The sequence below is a fragment of the Longimycelium tulufanense genome (assembly GCF_014645795.1).
In the GTDB taxonomy this organism is placed as follows: domain Bacteria; phylum Actinomycetota; class Actinomycetes; order Mycobacteriales; family Pseudonocardiaceae; genus Longimycelium; species Longimycelium tulufanense.
The window spans coordinates 106,758-129,984 of sequence record NZ_BMMK01000003.1; the positions used below are offsets into that span (position 1 = coordinate 106,758).

Consider the following 23,227-nt stretch of genomic DNA (forward strand, 5'->3'; position numbering starts at 1 on the left):
CTGCTCGCACTTGCGCTTTCAACGACTAATTCAAGTAGGGCACGGCGACCAACCTTCGATTCCTGGTGCGGATGCAGGATCACCTTGACATGACAAACATCGACAGCAGCAATGAGGCGGTGCTGGAACAGGCACGCTATGCCCCGGGCCGGACGTTTGTCCCGCGATCGATCTCCAACATAAGACAGGCCGAAAGCGATGGTGTCAATGATCTTGAAGAGTGACACATACCACAGCCCGAGAATGGGGGTTAGACTGGACTTGGCAATACGCGCTCGCGTACAGATGAGAGTCGCCGAGCCGGGGGAAGGTTGTCCGATTAATGGTTTTCGGGTCGTGTGGCACGTTCTACTGGGAGGGACGTCCGTTATTCGGTGAGAGGCAAGTGTGCGTGAGCCGTCCGTTATTCGGTGGGAGACAAGTTTGTGGAGGTGGGCGACGCCGGGCATGGTCTGGTGCGCGCCATCTCTCTTTGGGTGGCGGTCGTGGAAAGTCTGGGGACAAAGGCTCGGTCGATGTGGGTGGCTAGCCAACGGTGGGAGGCGTTGTGTTCTTCCAGGTGGGCAGCTCGCGGGCAATGCAACCGTGCGGCATGCCTAAACCGATGCCGATGGAGCCGCCCTCAGCGAATGTGGTGGCCGCCCCGGCGATGGCTTGGTGCCGGACTCCGGTCTGGCCCAGCGGTCGTTGCAGTTACCCGGCCGGGGCCGGTCCACCGCGCCATCAGCCCGGTGCCGGCATCTCGGTGACGACTTGGTGGTGAGGGGAGAGCCGGTAGCTCTTCGAGAGGGCCACCGCCGTCAGGGCACGGATAGAGACCGGGTGCTGTCCACGATGAAGATCGCCTTCCTCGCGGGTCCGGCGCACCATCATCTCGTGCCCAAGCGGGACTCACGAAACAACCTCCGGTTCCTCGGTATGCTCACGCAAAGGCGGACCGAACGTCCCGGCTGATAAGAGTAGATCGAAAATCGGCCAGCAAAATGTGGCAGCCGAAGCTGGCCGAGCAATGACATCGTCCTTTCGTTGGGAGCCCTACGATGCAGGTATCGCATCCGCACGTGCCCGTTGACGCGGGAACAGGTCACGTGATCGTCGTTCACCCGTGGCAGGACCGGTACGCTCACTACACGAGCTATTTGGACCATTCCGCCAGGCCGGTCACTTACGTGACGACCGAGGTCGGGCAGAAAGGGGTACCTGTGGAAGCGGCCGCGGTTGTCGTTCTCGGCGAGACGACGGACCAGGAAGCACTTGACAGCGCAGTATCCGATCTTGTGCGGAAGTTCGGCAACCCAGAGGGGATCGTAGCGCTGAAGGAGGCGGATCTTCCCGCTGTTTCGCGCCTCCGAGCTCAGTACGGGGCCCCCGGCGCTCGCCCTGAAGAGCTCTCGCGGTTTCTTGACAAGTACGAGATGCTACAGGCGGTCAGCGCTCTCGGCTTGCCGCTCCCTAAGTTCTCCTTGGCGCATTCAACCAACGAGGTTCTGGCGTTTGCCGAGGATGCTGGCTGGCCTCTGATCACCAAGAAGCTTTCCGGTAGTGCCAGTCAAGGAGTGTCTCAGCTCGACGGTCCGGAAGATCTGCATCGGGTACGTCTCGACGGCCCGATGGTGCTTCAGGAGTACCGGCAGCACCCCATCATTCATGTCGACGGTTTCTGCAGCGGCGATCGCCTGGGCCCGTGGCGGGCTTCTCGCTATATCGGCACGTGCCTGGCATTCACCACAGGTGACCCGTTGGGGTCCGTCGAGATCGACGACCCTGCGATCCTGGATGTTGTGGGACGTTTCACGGAAGACCTCCTGACCGGGCTTAGCAGTAAACCGCGTGTCTTTCACCTTGAGCTTTTCTTGTATCAGGACCGTGACGGTGGCTGGAAATGCGAGTTCTTGGAAGTGGGATCTCGCACAGGCGGTGCCGAGGTCTCCTTTGTGTGGCGTGACGTCCATGGGATTGACCTCATGGGTGCCGAGACGGCCCTCCAGATGGGGCACGTGCCAAGCCTGCGGGGGTTCCACCAGGACGAGCCCGTTGCTGGCTGGCTTCTGGCACCAGTCCCGATGAAGCGGCCTTGCCGGGTGGTTGAAGCGAGTTCCATGGTAGGTCCTGGGCAGGCCTATGCAGAAAAGGTGACGTCTGCAGGCGGAGTTATCCCGGCAGGCGGATCTTTTTATGAACACGTCGGAGGACGATTTCGTTTCTCTGGCAGCTCCAGCTCTGAGGTGGAGAAGGCCGTGCGCCGCACAATCGAAGGGTTCCATCTTGTATGCGAGCCGGCATAGCTCTGAAGCTCCAGAGCCCGCCACAGGAGGACCTCTGAGGACGCCCGGCTACGGGGAGGATAGAACGGAATGCATGGTGGTTCTCGCGTGGACGGCGCGGGAGAACAGATCGAAGTGTCCAACAGGTCGTGGCTGACCGGCTCCACGCGTCGCCTTCTCGTGGCCGGGGCAGTCGATTGGCTGGGTACCGGACTCCTCGTTGCGGCGTCTGCGGTGTATTTCACCCAGGTCGTTGGGATTCCGACTCGGCAGGTAGGTCTTGGCCTGACACTCGCTGGTGTCCTCGCGATGTCGGCGGCCGGGCTCGTGGGCATGCTGGCGGACCGATTCGGCGTGAAGCGGGTGCTGATCGGCCTCTACCTGGTGCGCGCCGGAGCAACGTTTGCCTACATGGCCGTCACTGGGTGGTTGGGATTGGTCGGCGCAGCAGTGTTTCGACTGCTCGGCGATCAGGCGACATCTCCCCTGGTCCAGTCTCTGGTCGCCGAGGTCACCGAGGACGGGAACACCAGGGTCCGGATCATGGCCTCCTACCGAGTCGTGGCCAACGTCGCGACGGCCGTCAGCACTCCCTTGGCCGGCTATGCCATTGCAATAGGTACGTACCAAGCATTTGCCTTCTTACTGATCGGCAACGCGTTCGCCTTCGTCGCTACCGCAGTCCTCCTGATGTGGATGCCTGCCGGAGTACGGCGACGGTCCCGCCCCACCGCAACGCCAAAGGCTGCTGTGATACGCGATGGAACCCTGCTCAGCCTGACTGGAGTCGACGGCTTGCTGGCCTTATGGCAGCCTGTCCTCTCGATCGCGATGCCCCTGTGGATCGTAGCAAGCACAGACGCCCCCAAGTTCATGGCCGGCGTACTCTTCGCACTAAACACGATCGGCTGCATCGTTTGCCAGGTCTCTGCAGCCCGGCTGACATCACGAATCAGACTGGCCACCCGATCCTATACGGCCGTGCCCCTACTGTTGTTGGCCTCCTGTGGCTTCTTCGCAGCATCAGGATCCAGCCACGGGGGAGCTACCATCGCCTTACTCGTGGCAGCGGTCGTCACGCTCACCGGCGCTGAACTACTTCAGACCAGTGCTTCCTGGACGCTGTCCTACGCTATCGCGCCAGATGAAAAGAGAAGCCAGTACCTGTCCGTATTCGGCCTGGGGCGAGCCGCCTCCAGAAACCTCATCGGTCCCCTGGTGTTGACAACTGTGGTCACTATGCCTCATGCACAGGGATGGTTCCTTCTGGCACTGGGATTCCTGCTCGTCACAGGAGTTACCTACGTGGTCGGGCGTAAGTGTACCCAGGTGCCCTCTCGAGCCTGATGCTGCCGTCCCGGAGCAGGGTGAGTAAGCCGTCATGGCGACCTCGAAGGCGTGCCAAGCCCCGGGGCCGGACGTGACGAGGGGCTGCTCGGGTTCGTCAGCGACCGTGCCGGTTCTGCCAGCATCGACGTTCTGGGGGCGTTCGACCAGGGGCTCTGTCTCGCTTTCGTGGTCGCGGGGCGTTGTCGATGACGCCACGTGTCCGTGCGCCAGGTGAGTGTTGCTGTCAGCGTGGTGTTTTCGCGGTTGTCGCCGCTGGTGGTCGATGATGTGATCGATGGGAGTGAACGGACCCTGGTGCGGGCGCGGACATCGGATGTTCCGGCCGCGTGCCCAGGGCCGTGGGGCGAAGTCCGCACGTGTGCACGGGTAGCACCAGCGGCGGGTGACGGATCTGCCATCGACGGCCGGCCCGTGACGGTGTGGGTGCGGGTTCGGCGGCTGGTATGCCCGACACTGAACTGCCACACCACCTTTCGGGAACAGGTGCCCGGCGTCCTGGAACGTTACCAGCGGCGCACCACGCACCCGACGGTCCAGGAGCGGTCGGTAGTGCGGGAACTGGCCGGACAGGCCGGGGCTCGGGTGCTCTCGGCGCTGTCGATCCAGTTGTCACGCCATAGCGCCCTCGTTTGCCTGCTGCGCACCCCCGCTCCCCCTGCGGTCGGATCGGTGCCGACGGTGTTGAGCGTGGACGACTTCGCGCTGCGTCGCCGCCACCGTCCGCCCCAGCGCGGCACCACTTGCTGACCACCGCACGTGGCTCGCGACCGCCCTGACCACGCGCCCGGCGCGCCGACTCGACAGGCTGTTGTAAGCCTCCACATGCGCCGACCACTCCGCCCGAGCCGACATCGCTCGCATTGACCCGGACCGTGGCGTTCCCCTCACTAATGACCAGATCATCGACGAGTTCATGGTCATCCTCACGCAACCTGACGATGTCTACCAGCGCTGCGACGACCACCAGCGCCGACTACTCAACCAAGCCCTCTTCCACCGCCTGTACCTCACCGACAGAGCCGTCACCGACCACGAACTGACGCCGCTGCTCCAACCCACAACCGGGCCGCGGCAAGACACCTTGCGGGATTAGAAACACAAAATAGCCCATGATCAAGGAAAACACAATCCGAGCCGAACGCGACTCTGATGTCCTACTCGGCGCAAACCCTGGTCAGGGGCACTTTTCGAATCTACTTGTGGAGCTGACTGGATTCGAACCCGTGACCCCCACACTGCCAGAATTGTCCACAAAGGACACTCCCCTGCGAAAACCGATAAACCGCAGGAAAATCCGGTTCCGTTCACCACTGTTCAATGCGGTTCAGCGACGTTCAGCATGCGCCTGTGCTCCAGCTTTGCTCCACCTGCCGTGGTGTGAAGCCTGTCGAGTAAGGCGAGCACGTACCAGTCTGCCCGCGCTTGCTGCCAGTGACGCGCGGCTGACTCGGGCGAATCCTCGTCGCCATGGCTGTTGGCAAAGTCTCGGTCATCCTCCTCTCAACCTGAGCCAGGGCGGGCGGTCGAAGCAATCAACGAGTAGCTGGTCGGAACCGAGACCTGTGACTTTCGGGCACGATGGCGGAGTGCGGCATGACACTGCGGTACGCCGTCTGCGCGCGATCGCCCACCGTTGCGAGCAAGGCACAACACCACTGTGATGCCGACCCCTCAGCCAAGACGCTGAAGATTTGGGAACGCTGGCTCGATAAAGTCGATCAAATATTCGCAAGAACATACAAGCTCACAGGCGATGACTACCTACTCCTTGAAGGAATTTTAGTGGAAGCAGCTCTCCAGTCCGGCTGGAGCTGACGCGCATCCTCTCTACGCGGTGAGCGCAGTCCGCCCAAACTGACGGATGCGCTTGGTAGGTAGGCCCCGGCTCGAGGGACGGTGGGTGGGTCGGCACGGCGACGAACCGACCCACCCACCTGGCTGCAGCCGCTCATAGGGACCGAACGGAGGCGCGCTTTCGCGGCGCAGCACGGACACCTCCACCTCAGCTCGACGTTGCCCGTGTTGGACTCGATCATCACCGCGTGGTCCACGCTACTGCTCGCCCTCGCCGGCTGCGCCGGAGTCGTCACGCTGTTCGTCCAAAACAAGGAAGGCCGCGACCACCTCTACACGGTCCTCAAGTACGTGGTCACCGGCGCCCCGGGCATGCTCGGCGCCGCCACCCCCTACACGAGCTCGGGTGGTGGCGGTCTCTGGCCAGCTCCACCACCTGAGGGCGCTCGTTGACTCGTCTATTTAGACCGTCAGCATCGCCTGCACCTACTGCCTCTTCAATCAGTGCTCCGGGGAGCGGCCGACGCCCTCCCCCAGCAACCCAGCCTCCGCCAAGCCTCCGCTTCACCCCGATGGTCGAATCGACCATCACTCTGTCGGGTGGTGCATGTGGTTGACCTGCTGTGACAAGGTCCCTGAACCGGTTGAGGGGAGCAACCTAAGGGGTGCTGGTGACAGCCAACGACAAGTTCTTCCAGAAGAAACAGGCGCTTGCTGTGCTCAAGCACGGCATCCTGCGCCGCTACCTCCCGATCTACGCCACGATGACTGGTTCTACCAGCGAGAGCGGGAGGGTGGTGTATCTCGACGGTTATGCGGGGCCCGGGCGCTACGAACCGGAAGAACCGGGAGGTGTCGGAGCGCCAGGTTCTCCCCTCTTGGCAGTGGAGACAGCCAAGAGAGTCCAGGGTTGGAAGCGCGACTTGCACTGCGTCTTTGTCGAGCGAGATCCCAGCTATGTAGGGAACTTGAGAGCTGTTCTTGCGGAGGCAGCGCCGGAGGGGATGCGGTACGACGTTCTGCCTGGCGACGTGAAGGACCGGCTTGGTGAGGCGCTCGATCTAACCGGAGACAGGCCGTTGTTTGCCTTCCTCGACCCGTTCGGCACCGCACTTCCGTACCAGGACATGGTGGAGCGACTGTTGGGACGCGGGACTGCGCTCAAGACCGAGGTGCTACTCAACTTCAATCTCGGATCCGTCTGGCGGATCGGTGGTCTCCTCACCGGCGACGAGGCGGAACCGAACGGCGAGAACGGGCGCCGTGAGGCCGCCATTTCCCGGGTCGACGCGTTCCTCGGCGGGGACTGGTGGCGCGAACGGTTCATGGCGGCACGCCGGGGCGAGGTGGTCGCTTCCCGCGCAGCACAGGAGGTGGGCCGCGAGTTTTGCCAGCGGATCGGCAATGATGCTGGCTGTGGCTCCTTTACCGTTCCCATCCGCCGCCACCCAAACCATGAGCCTCTCTTTCTGATGATTCTCTTCTTCCGGCATGACGCCGCCCCTTACCAGTTCAACGAGGCAGTCTCGATGGCAAACGCGGAGTGGCGGGGACTGTGGCGGGCCCGAGATCTGGACGCCGATCTGCGGGCCGACCGGGAACGCCGGGGCGGACAGGAAGACCTATTCGGCAACTCGTTGATCATGGACTACTCCGAGCAGGAAGCACAGCGGGCGGAGACGTTGCTCGAGAATCAGTGGATCGAGGAGGTTGCCGAGAACTTGAGGGCACTGACCATCCAGCAGGTGGCAATCAAGATCCGGGAGAACATGTCCGGCATCTTCGGACGGACGCTGGGAATGGCGCGTGAAAGACATCTCCGCAAGGCGTGGGACCAGCTCGCGGAGGAGGATGTCTTGGACGCCAGGCCGAAGAAGGGGAAGATGCTTTGGCAGACGATCTACCGCAGGGGCAGGTAGGCCCTACACCTGCGCTGGAAGCGGCATCTCATCCCAGGTCCGACCCTCCAGTTCCCGGCCGCCTGCCTTCGGGGTGCGACCGCCCCACTGCTTGAAGAAGAAGGGAACCTCATGGCGCAGGCAGAGGTCCCGCAAGCTGCGGATCCACTCCTCCCTGGCGGGGCGCGCCTTGGGTCCCGACTCGCCACCCGCAATGACCCAGTCGATGCCGTCAACTCGCAAGTTCGGCAGTGGCCCTAGAAGGGGTTCGCAGGACAGGAACCGCACCGCAGCGGAAACCTGTCGGAGATCATCCACGCGGTCCAGCACGTCCTCGTTCTCCACGGACACGCCAATCCACACGTTGTCCGGCCACTCCAACCCGCCAGCCAACCGCCGTAACCGCCGGGCACGCTTGGTCAGAATCTGGTACGTGTGCTGCGGCGTCGCCTTCATCACGGCGAACACGCGCCGGATGAACTCGACAGGAACCTTGGCGTGGAACAGGTCGCTCATCGAGTTGACGAACACCAATCGCGGCGTGCGCCACCGGAAGGGCTCGGCCAACGAGGGCGCGTGTACGGTCACCCCGAACCCCGGTCCGCTCGTGCGATCGTCCCCATCGGTCTGGTACTTCTCCACACCCATGGCCTTCAGGCGCCGGGCCATGACAAGCGCATAGCAGTTGTCGCACCCCACCGACACCTTGTCGCACCCGGTGGTGGGGTTCCACGTGACCTCGGTCCACTCGATACGAGATCGCGCACCCACGTTGTCACCACCCTTCCACGCCGACGATCACCGTAGAGGTTGCTCTTCAAGCCGCTCGGCGACCTCCCACAACCTAATAATCGGACACCCGTTCGACACACCGCGCTACCGGTGGGACGAGTGATCCCGGTGACGCTATGCCCGTCGTGATCGGTGACACGCAGCTGCGCACCGGGATGCGGCGGCTCCTTCCGCAGGATGAGCCGGGTGTCCTCGGGCCAGGCCGAGAGGTCCACCAGTTCCGTGACCTCGACCACCAAGGCCCTGTCGCATTCGCGGCCGTCGACGTCGTAGGCCGGGCTCCACGCCTGTGTCGGGACGAGCGCGAGCACGCGGGCGATGTCGAACTGGTGCAGATGCGACCCGACCGAGAAGTGCATGTCCAACTCCGCGATGCGGGCGGTGAAGCCGTGGGTGGCCCCCGGCCGCGTCGGTAGCACCAGAATCGCCCGCCGCCCGTGGGCGTCGACGGCCCGCGCCTGTTCGGGCAGTTGCGCGAGTGCCTCCTCCAGCACGGTGACGTGGTCGGCGGTGGTGTTCGAGCCGGCGTTACCGGGGCGCAGCAGGGCAACCACCGGCTCCCCGGTACCGCCACCACCGTGATCCACAAAGGCCAGCAGCGGGTGGAACCCGGAGGTCTTCTTCCACGTCTTGGCCGCATCTTCCTTCTCGGAGTGTCTGATCACCACCGTGGCGTCGACATCCACCACGACCTAGTCGTGCTGGGTGGGTGGCCCAGCGTGCCGCCACACCCGCTCCCGCGCGGCCAGCGGGCAGCGCGGATCGCGGCCAGCACCTCATCACCGGCCCGGGCCAAATCGTCGATCACCCGTGACACCGTGGGGCCGGAGGCCATCCTGCCCGAACACCTTCGGTTGGGCACGCAGCAACGCGATGTCGGCCGCACAGTCCCCACCCAGGGCGACCGCGAGAGCCAAATCCACCACCACCTTGGCAGCATCATGCACCGCCTGTGCCCGCCGCCACGGCCGCAGCTGGAAGCCAAGCGGTGGAAGGACCCGCTCGGGGTCGACGGGGTCTCGCAGCACTTGGTGCGGATCTACAGCCGGACCAGCGTGCATGGCCTGATCGTGTCTGCCAAGGGGTTCGCGGACACCGCCGTGGAGCAGTATCGGATCGCATTGGGACAGAAGGGCATTGTCCTGCGGAGCTGCGCGAGATCGTGCTGTTGCTGGAATGCCAGGGAGACTTTGCGGCCTGGCTCCGCACGAAGACGCGCGCCGCGGCTGTGGACCGCAACCCACTGTTCTTCCCTGAGCTGGACCAGGTTGCGTGACGGCCGCGAGCGTCGCAAGCGGCAGGAGAGGACTCAACAGTTCACTCTATCGAATGATCCGCAACGGGATCGCTCCCGTCATCGCGAGTAGCGCCGCCGCTGCGTCCAGGCGACGAAGCTATCTAGGTCGTCTTGGACCGTGGCGTAGAACTCCTCGCGTAGCGCGCTCAGCTGTGGGGTGGGTCCAGGGCTGGCCGCGCGGAGGAGCTCGGTGAGGGGGCAGGTCAGGAGCTGGGCCTGTACTCCGGTGTACACGGCGACGCCATCGAGGTGGAGGGCGTCGCCACGGTCCAGGAGCACGTAGCCCAGCAACTGCCGCAGCCACTGGTCAAGGTGGCTGGTCGGGTCCCTCGTGACCTTAACGTCGACCACGGTGCAGCCGACCACGAGGTCGCCGACACCGAATCCGTGGCCGAACTCGGGCGCGACCACAACCCGCTCGCCAAGGGCACCGAGGGCATCGCGCCCATGCCGCAGATAGCCATCCCAGGTGTGGGTAAGGGCATCGAGCAGCTGCACGTCGCCGCCCAGGCGACCCTGCTCGATGATTGCCAGGAACCAGGACCGTCGTTCCTCCACCGCGCACGTCTCACCCCACTTGTGGGCTAGGTCCCGCATCTCGACCAGGTCCAGGCACAGGGCGAGAGCGTTCCGCTGCGCCTCGTCGGTGGCGTTGTGCGGATTCCAGGCGCGGGACCAATGCTGCAGCGCGGGGTCGGCCGTGCCGCTGTCGGGAAGCGGGCCCACGCGGGCATGCTCGAACCCCACCGCGGTCAGCAGTGCCACGCACTGGTCGGCCGGGAGGTAGGACAGCAAGCTCCACGGCGCCGGCTGCCGGGCGAGGTCCAGCCCGATCCGCAGTTCCAGCGCGCACCCCAGATTGTCCCACCCACCCTCCAGCTCGGGCCCAGCCCACGATGGAGCGTTAAGTGATTGCCTCCAGGCATCCGTGACGCTGGTGCAGTGAGGCAGGTACGCGTCCAGGAACTGACTCAGTTTGCTCGAGGAATCCTTCGACTGGCGCTGGATCGACACAAGGCCACGGTCGACGAAGGGGACCATTTATGACATCCGCCAGCAGGAGGCACTCCATGCGGTCGTTCGTGGCGCCGAACCTGGGCGTCCCGCTGGCCCGGACAGCTCCGGGCATCGAGCAAGAGCCGAGCTGCGAGCATCATCCGGACGCGGCGCGCATCCCCTCGCGGCTCAACATCACAGGCAGCACGCATGGCGATGCGCCGAGTTCCTGGTGACGCGAACACCGCCATGCCCGCCCTCCGAGGCAGGGTTGGTGCCGGAGGCCACAAGCAGTGGGCACGGGGGTCGGGAACGTCACCTCCCACCGGCTGGCAGAGAAGGCGTGTCCGCCATTGAGGCCAGGTTGCGAGAGCGAGGTGCCCAGCACGACGTCCGGATGGACGTAACGTGTGGATGGGGTTTCCCCGCTGCCCGACGCGGGCGTGCACAAGCTGAAGGCCGATCGCTCCGGCCTCATCGAGCATCGACCACAGCTGACGGGACTCGAACGACAACAGGTCAATCGACCTGTCGTCGGCAGAGGAGCTGTAGTAACCGTAGGAGTAGTAGCCTGGCCGGTAGAGGGCAGACATCTCCGGCAGCACCCGCACGTGTGCGGCACGATACTGATCAACACGGTAGGCCGAACCCAGCGTGCTCCAGCTGAGCCCGGCACCGACCCACCCGTTGCGACCCGGCTTCACCAGCCGCGCCATCAGCCGCACGGGCGAGCCGCCGACGCCCTCCGCCAACGTCAGCTCAACGGCCAAGGGAACCGCACCCGCTCCACCCCCGAACCAGCCGAACCAGAGGCCAGCACCGAGCCCAAGGACTCTTCCCAGGTCAGTGGCCGCCGTGACCGTTTCGGTGTACCGCGTGGCTGGTCAGAGACCGCCACCACCAGCGCCGCGACGTGCTTACAGTTGAACCCCACCGGGCAGCTGCAGTCCCCCTCCTCGAACACCAGGGACTCGTCATCGTCACGCACGAAGTACACGGTCACCGAATAGACGGCACCCCGGCCGACCACCTCCCCCTGCAATGCGGTCTCCGCGCCGTCCCACCGAGACCGGACGACACGGCCCTGCCGCACATACTGAACGCCCCGGTCGTAGAAAGTGGCACGGACGGCTTCCTCGACACTGGCCAGATCAATACCGCAGGGAAGCGCAAGTGGCATAGCGGCGAGGATATCGGCCCCGGCGATCGTCGGGCGGGAGGCATCCACCCACATCAAGGTGCAAGAAACCCTACCGTCCAGCAGCCCGCAGGACGTACCACGCCACCATCACGCCGGGCCCTCGACTCATCCCCACAAAGCAACTGGCGCGTGAACTGGACATGAAGCCATGGCCTGGCCACGACCCGTCATGTCACCACCCGATCAACGACAGGGCTGGAATCCGGCTCCCACCAGCGGAAGGGGGGCCAGACCTGGTAGGGGCTGCCGGGTTCACCGAACATCACCCGAGTGAAATGGGGTAGCCAGATGAGGCGGAAGTCGAAGTCCTCAGCGAACAGGGCTTCCTCCACCGCCTCCCAGTCATCTTCGGCATCACCGTGGTCAGGGAGAAAGGCCGCTGTCTCCGGGTCACCCTCGATCATGTCCCGGGCGATATCGACCTCGGTGTCCTGAGCATGTTCGAGGATGACCCACAGGGCCACGCGTCAGCCATGCACCGCGGGTAGGGCACTTCCCCTTGCTCGATCTTGCGGCCGATCTCGGCGAACACCTCCCCCGCAGGAAATCGCCCAGCAGGACGCCCACGCCCAGGCAGGCGAGCGTGGCGGTGACCCGACCGAGGAAGGCGGTCAGCGCTGCGGGCTCTGCATCGGCGGTGGCGAAGGCGACGTCCGCCACGGAGTAGTGCTCGTTCTCCGCGGAGATGGGCAGGAACCGGACGGCGGGCCACCACCACCGGGCCAATCGGTGACCGAAATGCGTCAGCGACTCGTCATAGACCACGACGTCGGGCCGGTCGTCGGCCAATGCGTCCTCAGCAGCGGCCACGATCCGCGCCAGGTCCTCCAGGAAGGTGACGATGCCCTCGCCGAGGAGCGCGCCGAACGCACCCTGCCGGTTCTTCTCGGTCGTCCCCGGCTCGTAGCGCACCACCTCCGCGCCGGCTTGCCGCACAGCATCGGCCACGTCGCCCGCGGTCACGTAGGTAGCCCGGTGGCCGCAGCGCACCAGTTCGGCCACGACGGCGAAAATGGGGAACACGTGCCCCCGGTCATCAGTGTTGAGAAATAGGACGTGGCTCACCGCGGCGCACCCCCACGGGCCGCCGCGGGCGCGGGCCGGGGGTCGGGCACGGGCCACCACTCCCCACCCATCTGGGCGTAGCCCCACCGAGGCCCGTCGCGCACCGCGGCGGCGAACCGCTCGACGTGCTCGGCAGCCTTGCCCAGCCCCAGGTTGGCCCGCACCGTCTGCTCCGCGCTGCGGAGCTTGTCCAGTGCGCGTCCAAGCTGCTTGGGGTTCTTTGGTTCGACAGCTCGACGCCGGGGCGCGCGTCCGGTGCCGCCTTCAGCCGTCGAGTCGTCGCTTGATCAGGTCGACCGCACTCGGGGCGTCGTCCGCCCACAGCGCAACCGCGGTGACCTCCCAAACTCCGTGCTTGCCCAGGTGCATGCGGTGGGGCTCGCGGAGCTGGACCAAGACGTTGGTCTCCTTCTCTATCTCCGCGACCAGCACGCCGTCCACCACCTCGACGGAGCGTTTTACCTGCCACCGCTTCCTGGTGAACCGCACGGATTGGATTTTCGCTGCCGGCACAGAATAGTTGTGGAAAGCGGACCATCGCACCCGTAATGTGCGCGGGTCAATCGTGTGAGGGTATTTGTAGAGGGTTGCGATGAAAGCGAGGTACCAGATTATGCCGAGGATTCCGAGGATCAACAGCACGAGTCGGACAGTCGGCCACGGCAGCAGGAGCTCGACCAGGACGGCTTCGATGGGGAAGATGAAGAAGAAAACCCAGAACATGGGGCGCAGCTGCTTGCTGTAGTGGATCGCGGCCCCGTCATGTGAGACGTCCTGCTGGCCGTGGAGGACGAACCAGATCGCCCGCCACATGATCAGGTCGTGCCGGATGATCCGAGCGCCCCAAGGTGGCAGGACTTGGTCCAGCGAGTCCAGAACGGCCTGGAACAGCGTCTGGCCGCGAGCCCTGGCCCGCTTGACCGCGCGGCGCATGGCCAGCAGCTCGGCAATCACCACCAAGGCGATCGTGGCCTCGAGGATGACGACAACCATGACGCCGTCGCTGAGGCTGATCACCCCACCGAAGATCAGGACCAGCTCGACAAGCAGCACAGCCGGGAGAATCCAGCGGGTGTACCGGCTGAGCTTCGTCAAGCGCGTCGGCTCGGTTTCCGCGGATTCCCCCGTCGCCACGACATCCCTCCCACACCCTGATCATAACCCAGAAGTGGGCACCGGTGACGGCGCGTGCACATCCCGGTCTTTGGGTCATCAGGAGTGGATTTCCATGATCGACAACGCGCTCTTTCCCCTTCACCTGCTCTGGTCGCCGCGCTGCTCGACCGAGGCGTGGTGTCTGGTCAACCTCGTGTCTGTTCGCATATCTCATGCGCCGGCTCCGTGCGCACGTCGGCCACCAACCACTCACAGGTCCTGTCTACCGTCCCCCGGCGAGGTCGATGAATGAGCCGGTGACATAGGAGGCCCGCTCTGAAAGGAGCCAGACGATCGCTTGCGCGACCTCCTGGGGTTGGCCGCCGCGGCGCATGGGCAGGCCCGCGGCGAGGCGGGCGACGCGTTGCGGGTCACCGCCGCTGGCATGGATGTCCGTGTAGATGAACCCGGGGCGGACCGCATTGACACGGATACCTTCAGCAGCGACCTCGAGGGCCAGCCCCCTGGTGAAGGTGTCCACGGCCCCCTTCGACGCCGCGTAGTCCACGTACTCCCCAGGCGACCCGAGTCGGGACGCCGCCGACGAGACGTTCACGATCGCCCCGCCACGGCCGCCGTGGGCGGTGGACATCCGCAGCACTGCCTGCTTCGCACACAGGAAGTAGCCGGCGACGTTCGTGGTCAAGATCCGATGCAGGCGCTCCTCGTCAAGCTGGTCCACCCGGCATTGCGGGCCGAGGATGCCAACGTTGTTCACCAGCCCTGCCAAGGTCCCCAGCTCGGTATCGACGGCACGGAACAGCTTGTCGATCTCGCTCGACCGGCTCGTGTCAGCCTGTACCGCGATGGCCTGGCCACCGTTGTTTTCGATGTCGGTAACCACCGCCTCGGCCGCCGCCGCGTCGTTGAGGTAGTTAACGCAGATCCGGTAACCCTGGGTGGCGGCGAGCCGCGCGGTCGCCGCCCCGATGCCCCGACTCGCCCCAGTGATGATCAGAGCACCCGTCACCTCAGATGTCTCCATTCGTCTGGTCGATAAGGTGGTCCGACCACCGACACTTCAGACAGCCGCAAGCAGCCCGAACGGCAACCTTGCTGAAGAATGCCCGACCGCCGCCTGGTGTGTTCGTGAACAGAGGCGCGACTACTGAGGTTTCAGGCGTGATGTCGTCAGGATGAGTCCGGTTGCGGTGAGGCATCCGTCGAGGATGTCGCTGCGGTACTGGAGTTGACGGAGGCCGTGGCGCAGGACGCGCAACAGATGCTCGGGGGTGGTGAAGGCGGTGTTGGCCTGGCTGCTGCGGCGCACCAACGACCAGATGCCCTCGACGGGGTTGAGGTCGGGTGCGTAGGTCGGCAAGGTGGTAGGAGGTGATCCAGTCCTGGGCGTCGATGAAGGCCCTCATCCGGGCATCCCGATGGACGTTGAGGTTGTCCCAGACCACACGAGCGCCCCACCGAGCTGGTGGTGGGCCGCGATGAGCAGGTCGCGGTAGTCGGTCCAGGTGAGGCTGCGGCGTCGGGCTTGCTTGTGGTTCCCGTCCCGTCGCCCCTGCAAACTCATTTGACGGTGGCGCCGAACCACCTGGGCAGGTGGCTGTGCAGATCCTGCTGATCGTCACCGACCCAGGCCACGTGGCCGTCCGGTCGCAGCAGCACGGCGGGCACGTCCAGTTCCTCGCTGACGTCGACGACGTGGTCGACCCGATCCGCCCATCCCGCCACCGAGAGCCGGCCGGTCTGGTCGAGCAGCAGTCCGCGGCCGCCGTGCATCAGTTCGTAGAGGCGCCCCTGCTTCAGCCCCACGTCCCGTAGCCGCCGGCCCAGCAGGTCATGCCCCTCGCCGAAGTCGTAGCGGACCCCGATCGCGGTGCTCTTCTCGATCAGGTACCGGTTCACCTCCTCGAAGTCCATCAGTTCCACTACCAGCCGGCGCACTGCCTGGGGGCCAGGCTCGGGAGACATCAGCTCGGTTTGCGCGCGGGTGTTGTCCAGCACGGTGGCGGCCACCGGGTGCCGTTCGGTGTGGTAGCTGTCCAGCAGCCCCGCAGGTGCCCAGCCCGCGACCTCGGCGGCCAGTTTCCAGCCGAGGTTGAACGCGTCCTGGATGCCGAGGTTGAGGCCCTGCCCGCCCAGCGGTGGGTGGATGTGCGCCGCGTCGCCGGCCAGCAGCACCCGGCCGGTCCGGTAGCGCTCGGCCTGCCGGGTGGCGTCGCCGAAGCGGGACAGCCAGCGCGGGGAGTGCACGCCGAAGTCGGTGCCGGCGAACACCCGCAGCTGTTGCTTGAACTCTGCGAGGGTCGGCGGGACCGTGCGGTCTGCGGCCACCGCCTCGGCGGGCACGACGACGCGGTACACCCCGTCCCCGGAGGGTCCGGCGCCGAACCGCTTGCAGGTCTTGCGGACTTCGGCCACCACGGCCGCCAGTGTCTCCGCTGGCACGGCCACCTCCATCTCGCCCAGCAGCGTCTCGACCCTGGTGGGCTCGCCGGGGAAGCCGACACCCGCGAGCTTGCGGACCGTGCTGCGGCCGCCGTCGCAGCCGACGAGGTAGCGCGAGCGCAACCGCGTGCCGTCGGCCAGTTCGGCGGTCACCCCGTCCTCGTCCTGGCTCAGCCCGACCAGCTCGCAGCCGCGCCGGATCTCGGCGCCGAGTTCGGTGGCGCGCTCGGCCAGCAGGCGCTCGGTAGTGGGCTGCGGGATGCCCAGGACGTAGGAATGCGCGGTGTCCAACCGGTCAGGCCACGGCTTGTCGATGCCGGCGAAGTAACCACCGACCGCGTACTGCTGGCCGTGCGCGAGTAACCGCTCCAGCAGACCGCGCTGGTCCATCACCTCGATGCTGCGCACGTGCAGGCCGAGCGACCGGACCTGCCTGGTCGGCTCCGCCTCCTTCTCCAGCACGAGCACGTGCACGCCGTGTAGCCGCAACTCACCGGCCAGCATCAAGCCGGTCGGTCCGCCGCCGGCAATGATCACGTCAAACATGAACCGCCCATTCACTCCAGGTTGCATGTCGGCCAGCTGCTCCGCGCCGGTCCGGTGGCGCACACCTGCGAGCACACCTACGTCGCGAATCCCCGATTTTACGCAGGTTCTGGCTTCGGCCGGAGATTCTGCGGCACCATCCGGGTCTTGCCGCAAGGCCCCCAGTGCGCTATATGTTGAAAGTGGCAGGGAGTCGGTTCTCTTCTTGCCTTGTACGTCCGGTTGACGAACAAGCTCCTCTCGATGCGGTGATGTGCCACGCACGGCGATGCCGGCGACCCAGGAGGACCCCACGAGCCCTTCGGACGCGGGCCGCGGAACGACAGATTTTTCACCCTCTTCCCGCTGGGCTGGCTCGAACGCCGTCGAGAACGCGGCCACTCTCATGGAGTTCGTCGCCGCGCCGCACACCCCGAAGCAGGGGCCTGGTAATACTCACCCCTACAACACCGTGGCCACACCCACCACTCTCAATTCGGCATGAGCGGACGTTCCGGCCGCGCGGGTCGGCACCCATCGCTTCGGCATCCCAGCGAGGAAGCTGGGAGCCCTGGGGCGTCGCAAAGCGGGCCAGGAGAGGCCCGCCTCGCCGAGGAAGCCTCAAAATACAACTTTGGCAGGAATACTGGCACTCCACCAGCTTTCTAGCACTTGTTGCACGACGTCTTCCTTTTCTTTGTCTTCCTACCACTGCCGTGACGCGATCGATGGCGAAACTCAAGATAGCGCCAGATATGGGGATGTTTGAAGAGGGATCGTATCGCAATACTCAGTATCACTGAGATTCCAGCGAATGCAAGCGTCGCGGGTGGGAGATGGGCAATAATGCTCCACACGGCTGTCTCCTGACGGTTCAGTTCCGCACCTCGCCAAGCCTCCCGACCCCACGTGCCGCTCGACAACCGTCTGCGGCCCACTTGCGTACTGTCCCGGACTCCGGTTTTCCTACGTCAAGGCTAACTTGACCAGGTCTGATAAAGGCACACAGGTAGTAGCAACGAAGGTGTGGATCACCGGACGATCGGCTGTCAAGGTAACCCAGAATCAGGTCGTCAAGACTAGCTTGACAGAGGGATTGGGTAACCGGATCATTGCTCCGTGAGCAGGACGTACCGGAACACGCTTCGCGCCCATGCGGAGTCGCTGGCCTCGCTGGGACGCGCATACGGGGACCTGGCCAGGCGTCATCGCGTTGTTGCAGATGCAGTGGCACGCGGGAAGAGGCAAGTCACCGCGGACAGTGAGTTCAGCGAATGGATCTTTCGGGCTTGTGAGTTCATGGCGGCGGCTGAGCGCTTGCTGGCCCTAGAGGTCGAACTTGCCCGCAGCTTCGGAGTCACATGGGAAGACATAGCTGATGCACTCGGCATTAGCCGACAGGCCGCGTGGGAGCGCTTCGCGAAGCAGTCTCGATGGAACAAGACCAGACGCCTGTCGCAGGCTGGTCAGGCTCGCCGAGCCGCATGGATCCGAGACCTCCGCAAGAGCATCGGCGACGACGCCGACCAACTCCTGGCTTTCCAACAATGGCGTGAACAAGAACGTGACGCATCGTCGCCCCAAGACTATTCACATTATCGTCGGCAAACCACACATCCGCCTCGTGAACCCGGGGTTCCCGATGCTACCTGACCGCCCGTGCCGTCGTGTAAGGCGGCCGCAGCGTTGGGTCGCGGCTGCCCTATTGATGCTCGGTCCTGCAGTTTCAGCAACGCCAGCGCTTCGCGGATGGCGTGCACGAGATCGTCATCCGTCAACGAAGTTCGACCTCTGAGGCCCAATGGAGCACAAGCTGACCCCATTCACACGGGGTCAGACCGCCTGCTCCAGTTTTGCTCCAGTTGACCATCCAACAAGATCAACAAATGGTCGGAGTAGATGATCACCCGAGATCAAGAAAAACCCGCTGACCTGCGGCAATACGCCAGTCAACGGGTTCTTGGTGGGAGTGGAGCTGACGGGATTCGAACCCGTGACCCCCACACTGCCAGTGTGGTGCGCTACCAACTGCGCTACAGCCCCTTGGCTTCCTGCCCCGGCCGGGGTTGACTTCCCCGTCGCCGCTGCGATGCATACGCTACAACATGCCACCCCGAAGAACGAAATCGGGGGGCCCGTTGGGCTGCGCGGATCTACCGACAGACGCTCTGACCTGCTAAGACGGGTCGATGACCGGCATCAACGACGCTCCGGAGGCCACCGGCAACGCCGCCACCCGAGCCGGGCGAGCGGGCGCACCCGAGGAGGTCCAGGCCGCCCCACCCCTGGTCGACCCGGTCGCCGAGGGCATGGATCCCAACCTCCGACGCGGGCTCCAACAGCGGCGACTACGCCTGTTGGTCGATCGATTACTGGCCGCAGGAGGACTCCAGTCTGAGCGACTCCGGGCCACGGGTGTGCACCGTGGTGCGGATGTGACGCTGGACAACATCGACGAGCTCCCGATGGTCACCAAGCAGGACCTGTGGGATCACTACCCGTTCGGGCTGCAGCTCGCCCGCAACGAGGACATCGTCTGCATCCACGGCTCCTCCGGCACCGGCGGGCGCCCCACCCTGGTCCCGTACACGGCGCACGATGTCGACGTGTGGGCGCAGGTCATGGCCCGAGCGCTCGGCGGCGCGGGCGCCAACCGGGCCAGCAGGATCCACTGCGCCTACGGCTACGGCCTCTTCACAGGCGGGATGGGTGTCCATCACGGGGCAATTCGCTTGGGTGCCACGGTCATCCCGTTGTCGGGCGGCATGACGGATCGCCAGGTCCGACTCATGCGCGACCTACGCCCAGACATCCTCGCGTGCACACCGTCATACGCCGTACACCTGGGCGAGGCGCTACGGGCCGCAGGTGTCACCGTGGACGAGTTCTCCCTCCGGGCCGGCGTGTTCGGTGCCGAGCCGTGGACAGAAGGATTACGGCGGCAGGTGGAGGATCTCCTCGGCCTCCGCGCCCTGGACATCTACGGCCTGTCGGAGGTGATAGGCCCGGGTGTGGCCTGCGAATCGTTGGACTCTCAAGGAATGCTCAACGTCGCGGAGGATCACTTCCTCATCGAAGTCGTTGACGCCGACGGAAAGCCGTTGCCAGATGGCACGCCGGGCGAGCTGGTGTTCACCACCCTGACCAAGACCGGCATGCCGCTGTTGCGTTACCGCACGGGCGACATCGCCCGCCTGGCCAACCCAGTTTCCGACTCGCCTCGCACCCTGCGCCGGATGAGCAAGGTCCTGGGACGCGTGGACGACATGCTCACCGTGCGCGGTGTGAACGTCTTCCCGTCGGAGATCGAGGCAGTGCTTCTGGCTGACGAGCGAGTCGCCCCGCACTACGTCGTGGTCGAGGACCGCAGGAACCCGGCACGGACCGAGTTGCGCGTCGCAGTGGAACCGTTCGCTGAATCATACGCCACGGCCGAAGAAGAGTCGCTGCGCCGCGACATCACCACAGCACTCAGGGAACGTTTGGGCGTCGGCTGCGTGGTCACGGTCCTCCCGCCCGGCCAGGTTCCCCGCACCGAGACCGGCAAGGCCCGCCGACTTCTCCGCTGGGACGGAGGAGAATCTCCCGTTCCGGGGCTGGCATGACGCTGGCATGACAACCACCAGGGAGTAGGCATCAAGGCGCCGTAGTAAGGAAACGGGGCGGGGACGTCATCGCGTCACCCGCCCCGGCACCGGTCAGTCCTGAGAGCTTCAGCTCCCAGCCTCCTGGAGCGCCTTGTTCAGCCAGTCCTGCTCCTTGGAGGGGTCGACGAGCTTGCCGTTGACCTGGACGGTCGGGGTGAAGAACCCGCGGCGGCCGTTGGCCTCCCGTTCCAGCGACTTGTCGTTGGTGACTTCGTCGGTGTGCTTCTTCACGAGGTCCTTGTTCTTCTCGTCCCGCACGCAGGACTCGAAGTCACCACCGGAGATCCCGAGATCCTGACCCAGCTTCACCAGCTGCTCGTTGGTGTAACCCTTGGCCCCCTCCTTGGGCTGTTGGGCGAACAGGGTGGAGTGGAAGTCGGGGAACTTGTCGGTGCTCGCGGCGCACAGCGCGGCGTTCGCGGCGAGCGTGGAGTAACCCGCGGGCCGCGACTGGTTGTCCAGGATCGCGATGGTGTGGTAGTTGACCTTGATCTTGCCGTCCGCCAGCGCCTTCTCGATCTGCTCGCCGTAGAGCTTCTCGAAGCCGCCGCAGCCCGGGCAGAGGAAGTCCTCGTAGATGTCCACAGTGGTCTTCGCCGACTGGTTCCCGGCCTGCACCACGCCCTTGGGGTCGAACTTCGTCTCGTACTGCGCGTGCGCGTTGCTGACCGGGATCGAGTCCGCGTTCTTGGCCGCCTGCTTGTTGGTGTAGAGCACCCCGCCGATCACGGCGACGGCCAGCACCACGACGACGACCACACCGATGATCACGTTGCGACGGTCGTTGCTGCTGCCCCGCGCCGCGCTCAGGGCCTTGGTGGCCTGGTTGGCCTGCTGCTTGCGCTTACGCGCGTTCCGTTGGGCGCCGCCCACGTCAGCGTCCCTCCTGCGAGTCTTGCGGGGCGTTGCCGTCCCCGTTGTCGGTGTCCTGCTGTCCGGCGCCTCCCACCCGAGCCGGAGGTCCAGCGGCCACGGCCCGGGGCGCGGGCACGCGCTCCGGAGCCGGCACCGACCGGGCGCGCCGAACCGCGGGTTCCGCGGCGGGAACGGGGGGCACCACGCCGGGGAGAGTACCGACGTAACCTGAGCCGAGGCTTAGACACCCTCCGTAGTATCCCCAGCGCAGTCAGTCGATCATCTCGTCCACCCGCCGTACGTAGGACGTGACGGGGTAGGCGGCGGTGAAGCCGCAAGCCTCGACGAACCACTCGGCGCCGCTGCCTTCCGCCACGTGCGTCACGACGAGCAACGCCCCGGCCTCGTGCGCGGCCCGCACCGCGGCGTCGACCAGCGCCCAGCCCCAGCCGTGCCGGCGCCGCCCGGGACGGACGACGACGTGCTCGAGCAGGCCAATACCACCGCCCGGGACGCCGGGGCGGTCGGCGAAGCCCACCACGCAGCCCAGCACGCGCTCGAGCCCCGGGTCGTCGGCGACCAGCAGCAGGCAGCGCGGGTCGTCGAGGCGTTGGCCGAGGTACCGGGTGAGCTTGTCGCCGCCGCCGAGGGGCAGCCCGAGGTCATCGCCGAGCAGCTCGACGACGCCGGGCAGGTCGGTGTCGGTGGCGGGTCGGACCATCCCGGCGTGCCGGAGCGCGGGGCGGTCGGCCGCCGGCTGGTACACCATGGCCAGTTCCTCGTCCGCGGCGTACCAGCCCGCGTCGTCGGCGATGCCCTCGATCTCCGCCTCGGTGGTGGGCGAGGCGTACACGACGGCCTCGCGGCGGCCGACGTCGGCGAAGGTGCGTTCGAGCTTCAGCAGCGTGGCGCCCACCTGGGACGGCGTTCCGGTCAACGCGCAGGCGTGGTTGCCGGTGGGAAGCGGGTCGTCTGTGTTGACCACCACCCGCGCGCAGCCGACCCGCCCAACGCGCCCGTACCGCACGGCTCCGGCGATCAACCGGCTGTCCTCCACGAGGGTCGCGAGATCGCGTGCGTGCGCATCGTCCAGGAGCTCGTCATCGGGGTCGGTCACGGGTGTCTAGCCTGCCACACTGAATCGTTACAGAGCCCTCGAACTGGCGTTTTCTCAGGACAGGCACACCTTGCGAAGGCTGTCCTGAACATGTCTCAGGTTCTTAGTCTCGACGTCATGACCCAGGTGGATCCCGCTCCCGTGGCCGGCACGGCAGAGATCGGCCACACCCACGCCGACGTCCCCGGCGGCTGGCTGCGCCCGGCGGTGTTCGGTGCGATGGATGGCCTGGTCACCAACATCGCGCTGGTCGCCGGCGTCGGTGGCGGCGGCGCGGGAGCGCACGTGATCGTGCTCTCCGGTGTGGCCGGCCTGGTGGCCGGCGCGTTCTCGATGGCCCTGGGTGAGTACGTCTCGGTGGACACGCAGAACAACTCGGTGCGCGCCGAGGCCGCGGTCGAGCGCGCGGAGCTACGGACGAACCCGCGTGGCGAGCAGGCCGAACTGGTCGAGATGTTGGTCCAGGACGGACTGTCGCGGCCGACCGCGGAGCAGGCGGCGGTCGAGGTTCACGCCAACCCGGAGTTGGCGGTGCGCGTGCACGTGATGCAGGAGTTGGGTGTGAACCCCGACGATCAGCCCTCGCCGTGGACCGCGGCGTTGTCGTCGTTCCTGTGCTTCGCGACCGGGGCGTTGTTCCCGCTGCTGCCGTTCCTGCTCGGCTTCGAGTCCCTGGCGCTGGGCCTGCTCGTGGGCGCGGTCGGGTTGTTCGTGGCGGGTGCGCTGGTCGCCCGCTGGACGACGCGGTCCTGGTGGCGGAACGGGCTGCGCCAGCTCGGCTTCGGTGCGCTGGCCGCCGCCGCGACCTTCCTGGTCGGTTCCCTGATCGGTATCACGCTCAGCTGAACGGACCCGCTGTCGTTGACAC

At 65.6% G+C, this 23,227-nt stretch carries 24 protein-coding genes, 1 tRNA gene and 1 pseudogene; 11 read left to right on the forward strand and 15 right to left on the reverse strand.

Going from position 1 to position 23,227, the window contains the following annotated elements; genetic code table 11:
* The first annotated feature begins 89 nt into the window (after window positions 1–89).
* From IEY55_RS32490 to tcmP, 8 genes and pseudogenes are all read left to right on the forward strand, one after another.
* Complete coding sequence (locus IEY55_RS32490) at window positions 90–224, forward strand: hypothetical protein (RefSeq protein ID WP_268239278.1); 135 nt, start codon at window positions 90–92, stop codon at window positions 222–224.
* 816 nt (window positions 225–1,040) lie between these two features.
* Window positions 1,041–2,285: an ATP-grasp domain-containing protein gene (locus IEY55_RS05200; RefSeq protein WP_189054497.1), complete on the forward strand. Its 1,245-nt coding sequence runs from the start codon at window positions 1,041–1,043 to the stop codon at window positions 2,283–2,285.
* Window positions 2,286–2,372: 87 nt separating this feature from the next.
* A complete protein-coding gene (locus tag IEY55_RS05205) occupies window positions 2,373–3,611 on the forward strand; it encodes an MFS transporter (RefSeq protein WP_189054499.1) in 1,239 nt (412 codons plus the stop codon).
* 198 nt (window positions 3,612–3,809) lie between these two features.
* Window positions 3,810–4,334, forward strand: a pseudogene (locus tag IEY55_RS31880) (transposase family protein); the annotation flags it as partial.
* A 193-nt stretch (window positions 4,335–4,527) separates the two neighbouring features.
* A complete protein-coding gene (locus IEY55_RS05215) occupies window positions 4,528–4,707 on the forward strand; it encodes a hypothetical protein (RefSeq protein WP_189054503.1) in 180 nt (59 codons plus the stop codon).
* A gap of 500 nt (window positions 4,708–5,207) precedes the next feature.
* Entirely contained in the window at window positions 5,208–5,429 is a 222-nt protein-coding gene (locus tag IEY55_RS05220; RefSeq protein WP_189054505.1) for a hypothetical protein, read from the forward strand.
* 207 nt (window positions 5,430–5,636) lie between these two features.
* Window positions 5,637–5,861 carry a hypothetical protein gene (locus tag IEY55_RS05225; RefSeq protein ID WP_229686073.1) on the forward strand — a complete coding sequence of 75 codons (225 nt, stop codon included), beginning with the start codon at window positions 5,637–5,639 and terminating at the stop codon, window positions 5,859–5,861.
* Window positions 5,862–6,079: 218 nt separating this feature from the next.
* Window positions 6,080–7,327 (forward strand): three-Cys-motif partner protein TcmP, encoded by a 1,248-nt coding sequence (tcmP, locus tag IEY55_RS05230; RefSeq protein WP_189054508.1) that lies wholly within the window; start codon window positions 6,080–6,082, stop codon window positions 7,325–7,327.
* A 3-nt stretch (window positions 7,328–7,330) separates the two neighbouring features.
* On the opposite strand, the gene IEY55_RS05235 is transcribed toward tcmP, so the two are convergent.
* The 4 genes from IEY55_RS05235 to IEY55_RS05250 form a co-directional block, all read right to left on the reverse strand.
* Window positions 7,331–8,077 (reverse strand): DUF5131 family protein, encoded by a 747-nt coding sequence (locus IEY55_RS05235; RefSeq protein ID WP_189054510.1) that lies wholly within the window; start codon window positions 8,075–8,077, stop codon window positions 7,331–7,333.
* Window positions 7,960–8,787, reverse strand: a complete 828-nt coding sequence (locus IEY55_RS05240; RefSeq protein ID WP_189054512.1) for a transposase — start codon at window positions 8,785–8,787, stop codon at window positions 7,960–7,962. Before IEY55_RS05240 ends, IEY55_RS05235 begins: the two co-directional genes overlap by 118 nt.
* Window positions 8,788–8,877: 90 nt before the next feature.
* On the reverse strand, window positions 8,878–9,159 hold the full coding sequence (locus IEY55_RS05245; protein WP_189054514.1) for a hypothetical protein: 282 nt from the start codon (window positions 9,157–9,159) through the stop codon (window positions 8,878–8,880).
* 293 nt (window positions 9,160–9,452) lie between these two features.
* Window positions 9,453–10,409 carry a hypothetical protein gene (locus tag IEY55_RS05250; RefSeq protein ID WP_189054516.1) on the reverse strand — a complete coding sequence of 319 codons (957 nt, stop codon included), beginning with the start codon at window positions 10,407–10,409 and terminating at the stop codon, window positions 9,453–9,455.
* Between the two features lie 56 nt (window positions 10,410–10,465).
* Between IEY55_RS05250 and IEY55_RS05255 the strand changes: the two genes are divergently transcribed.
* Window positions 10,466–10,627, forward strand: a complete 162-nt coding sequence (locus IEY55_RS05255) for a hypothetical protein (protein WP_189054518.1) — start codon at window positions 10,466–10,468, stop codon at window positions 10,625–10,627.
* A 518-nt stretch (window positions 10,628–11,145) separates the two neighbouring features.
* Here the strand turns inward: IEY55_RS05255 and IEY55_RS05260 are convergent.
* The 9 genes from IEY55_RS05260 to IEY55_RS05300 form a co-directional block, all read right to left on the reverse strand.
* Window positions 11,146–11,571 carry an SWIM zinc finger family protein gene (locus tag IEY55_RS05260; RefSeq protein WP_189054520.1) on the reverse strand — a complete coding sequence of 142 codons (426 nt, stop codon included), beginning with the start codon at window positions 11,569–11,571 and terminating at the stop codon, window positions 11,146–11,148.
* A 188-nt stretch (window positions 11,572–11,759) separates the two neighbouring features.
* A complete protein-coding gene (locus tag IEY55_RS05265) occupies window positions 11,760–11,996 on the reverse strand; it encodes a hypothetical protein (RefSeq protein WP_189054522.1) in 237 nt (78 codons plus the stop codon).
* Window positions 11,983–12,657 carry a glycosyltransferase gene (locus IEY55_RS05270; RefSeq protein WP_189054524.1) on the reverse strand — a complete coding sequence of 225 codons (675 nt, stop codon included), beginning with the start codon at window positions 12,655–12,657 and terminating at the stop codon, window positions 11,983–11,985. Before IEY55_RS05270 ends, IEY55_RS05265 begins: the two co-directional genes overlap by 14 nt.
* A complete protein-coding gene (locus tag IEY55_RS05275) occupies window positions 12,654–12,821 on the reverse strand; it encodes a hypothetical protein (RefSeq protein ID WP_189054526.1) in 168 nt (55 codons plus the stop codon). Before IEY55_RS05275 ends, IEY55_RS05270 begins: the two co-directional genes overlap by 4 nt.
* A gap of 100 nt (window positions 12,822–12,921) precedes the next feature.
* Entirely contained in the window at window positions 12,922–13,791 is an 870-nt protein-coding gene (locus tag IEY55_RS05280) for a hypothetical protein (protein ID WP_189054528.1), read from the reverse strand.
* Window positions 13,792–14,035: 244 nt separating this feature from the next.
* The gene (locus IEY55_RS05285) at window positions 14,036–14,782 is read right to left on the reverse strand and encodes an SDR family oxidoreductase (RefSeq protein WP_229686074.1); all 747 of its coding nucleotides are present in this window, start codon (window positions 14,780–14,782) and stop codon (window positions 14,036–14,038) included.
* 135 nt (window positions 14,783–14,917) lie between these two features.
* Window positions 14,918–15,133: a hypothetical protein gene (locus IEY55_RS31885; RefSeq protein ID WP_229686075.1), complete on the reverse strand. Its 216-nt coding sequence runs from the start codon at window positions 15,131–15,133 to the stop codon at window positions 14,918–14,920.
* Window positions 15,134–15,333: 200 nt separating this feature from the next.
* Window positions 15,334–16,761 carry a rifampin monooxygenase gene (gene rox, locus IEY55_RS05295; RefSeq protein WP_189054841.1) on the reverse strand — a complete coding sequence of 476 codons (1,428 nt, stop codon included), beginning with the start codon at window positions 16,759–16,761 and terminating at the stop codon, window positions 15,334–15,336.
* A 1,949-nt stretch (window positions 16,762–18,710) separates the two neighbouring features.
* Window positions 18,711–18,783 (reverse strand) — tRNA-Ala (locus IEY55_RS05300).
* A gap of 146 nt (window positions 18,784–18,929) precedes the next feature.
* Between IEY55_RS05300 and IEY55_RS05305 the strand changes: the two genes are divergently transcribed.
* Window positions 18,930–20,345, forward strand: a complete 1,416-nt coding sequence (locus IEY55_RS05305; RefSeq protein ID WP_189054532.1) for a phenylacetate--CoA ligase family protein — start codon at window positions 18,930–18,932, stop codon at window positions 20,343–20,345.
* 108 nt (window positions 20,346–20,453) lie between these two features.
* Here the strand turns inward: IEY55_RS05305 and IEY55_RS05310 are convergent, their stop codons facing one another.
* A complete protein-coding gene (locus tag IEY55_RS05310) occupies window positions 20,454–21,260 on the reverse strand; it encodes a DsbA family protein (protein ID WP_189054534.1) in 807 nt (268 codons plus the stop codon).
* A 253-nt stretch (window positions 21,261–21,513) separates the two neighbouring features.
* Window positions 21,514–22,359, reverse strand: a complete 846-nt coding sequence (locus tag IEY55_RS05315) for a GNAT family N-acetyltransferase (RefSeq protein WP_189054536.1) — start codon at window positions 22,357–22,359, stop codon at window positions 21,514–21,516.
* 117 nt (window positions 22,360–22,476) lie between these two features.
* Between IEY55_RS05315 and IEY55_RS05320 the strand changes: the two genes are divergently transcribed.
* Window positions 22,477–23,205, forward strand: coding sequence for a VIT1/CCC1 transporter family protein (locus IEY55_RS05320; RefSeq protein ID WP_189054538.1), 729 nt, complete (start codon window positions 22,477–22,479; stop codon window positions 23,203–23,205).
* Window positions 23,206–23,227: the final 22 nt, after the last annotated feature.

Bases quoted from the DNA above. Each gene is read 5' to 3' on its own strand.
- IEY55_RS32490 (WP_268239278.1), top strand. From the start codon at position 90: ATGACAAACATCGACAGCAGCAATGAGGCGGTGCTGGAACAGGCACGC.
- IEY55_RS05200 (WP_189054497.1), top strand. From the start codon at position 1,041: ATGCAGGTATCGCATCCGCACGTGCCCGTTGACGCGGGAACAGGTCAC.
- IEY55_RS05215 (WP_189054503.1), top strand. From the start codon at position 4,528: ATGGTCATCCTCACGCAACCTGACGATGTCTACCAGCGCTGCGACGAC.
- IEY55_RS05220 (WP_189054505.1), top strand. From the start codon at position 5,208: ATGACACTGCGGTACGCCGTCTGCGCGCGATCGCCCACCGTTGCGAGC.
- IEY55_RS05245 (WP_189054514.1), bottom strand. From the start codon at position 9,159: ATGCACGCTGGTCCGGCTGTAGATCCGCACCAAGTGCTGCGAGACCCC.
- IEY55_RS05255 (WP_189054518.1), top strand. From the start codon at position 10,466: ATGCGGTCGTTCGTGGCGCCGAACCTGGGCGTCCCGCTGGCCCGGACA.
- IEY55_RS05260 (WP_189054520.1), bottom strand. From the start codon at position 11,571: ATGCCACTTGCGCTTCCCTGCGGTATTGATCTGGCCAGTGTCGAGGAA.
- IEY55_RS05265 (WP_189054522.1), bottom strand. From the start codon at position 11,996: ATGATCGAGGGTGACCCGGAGACAGCGGCCTTTCTCCCTGACCACGGT.
- rox (WP_189054841.1), bottom strand. From the start codon at position 16,761: ATGTTTGACGTGATCATTGCCGGCGGCGGACCGACCGGCTTGATGCTG.
- IEY55_RS05305 (WP_189054532.1), top strand. From the start codon at position 18,930: ATGACCGGCATCAACGACGCTCCGGAGGCCACCGGCAACGCCGCCACC.
- IEY55_RS05320 (WP_189054538.1), top strand. From the start codon at position 22,477: ATGACCCAGGTGGATCCCGCTCCCGTGGCCGGCACGGCAGAGATCGGC.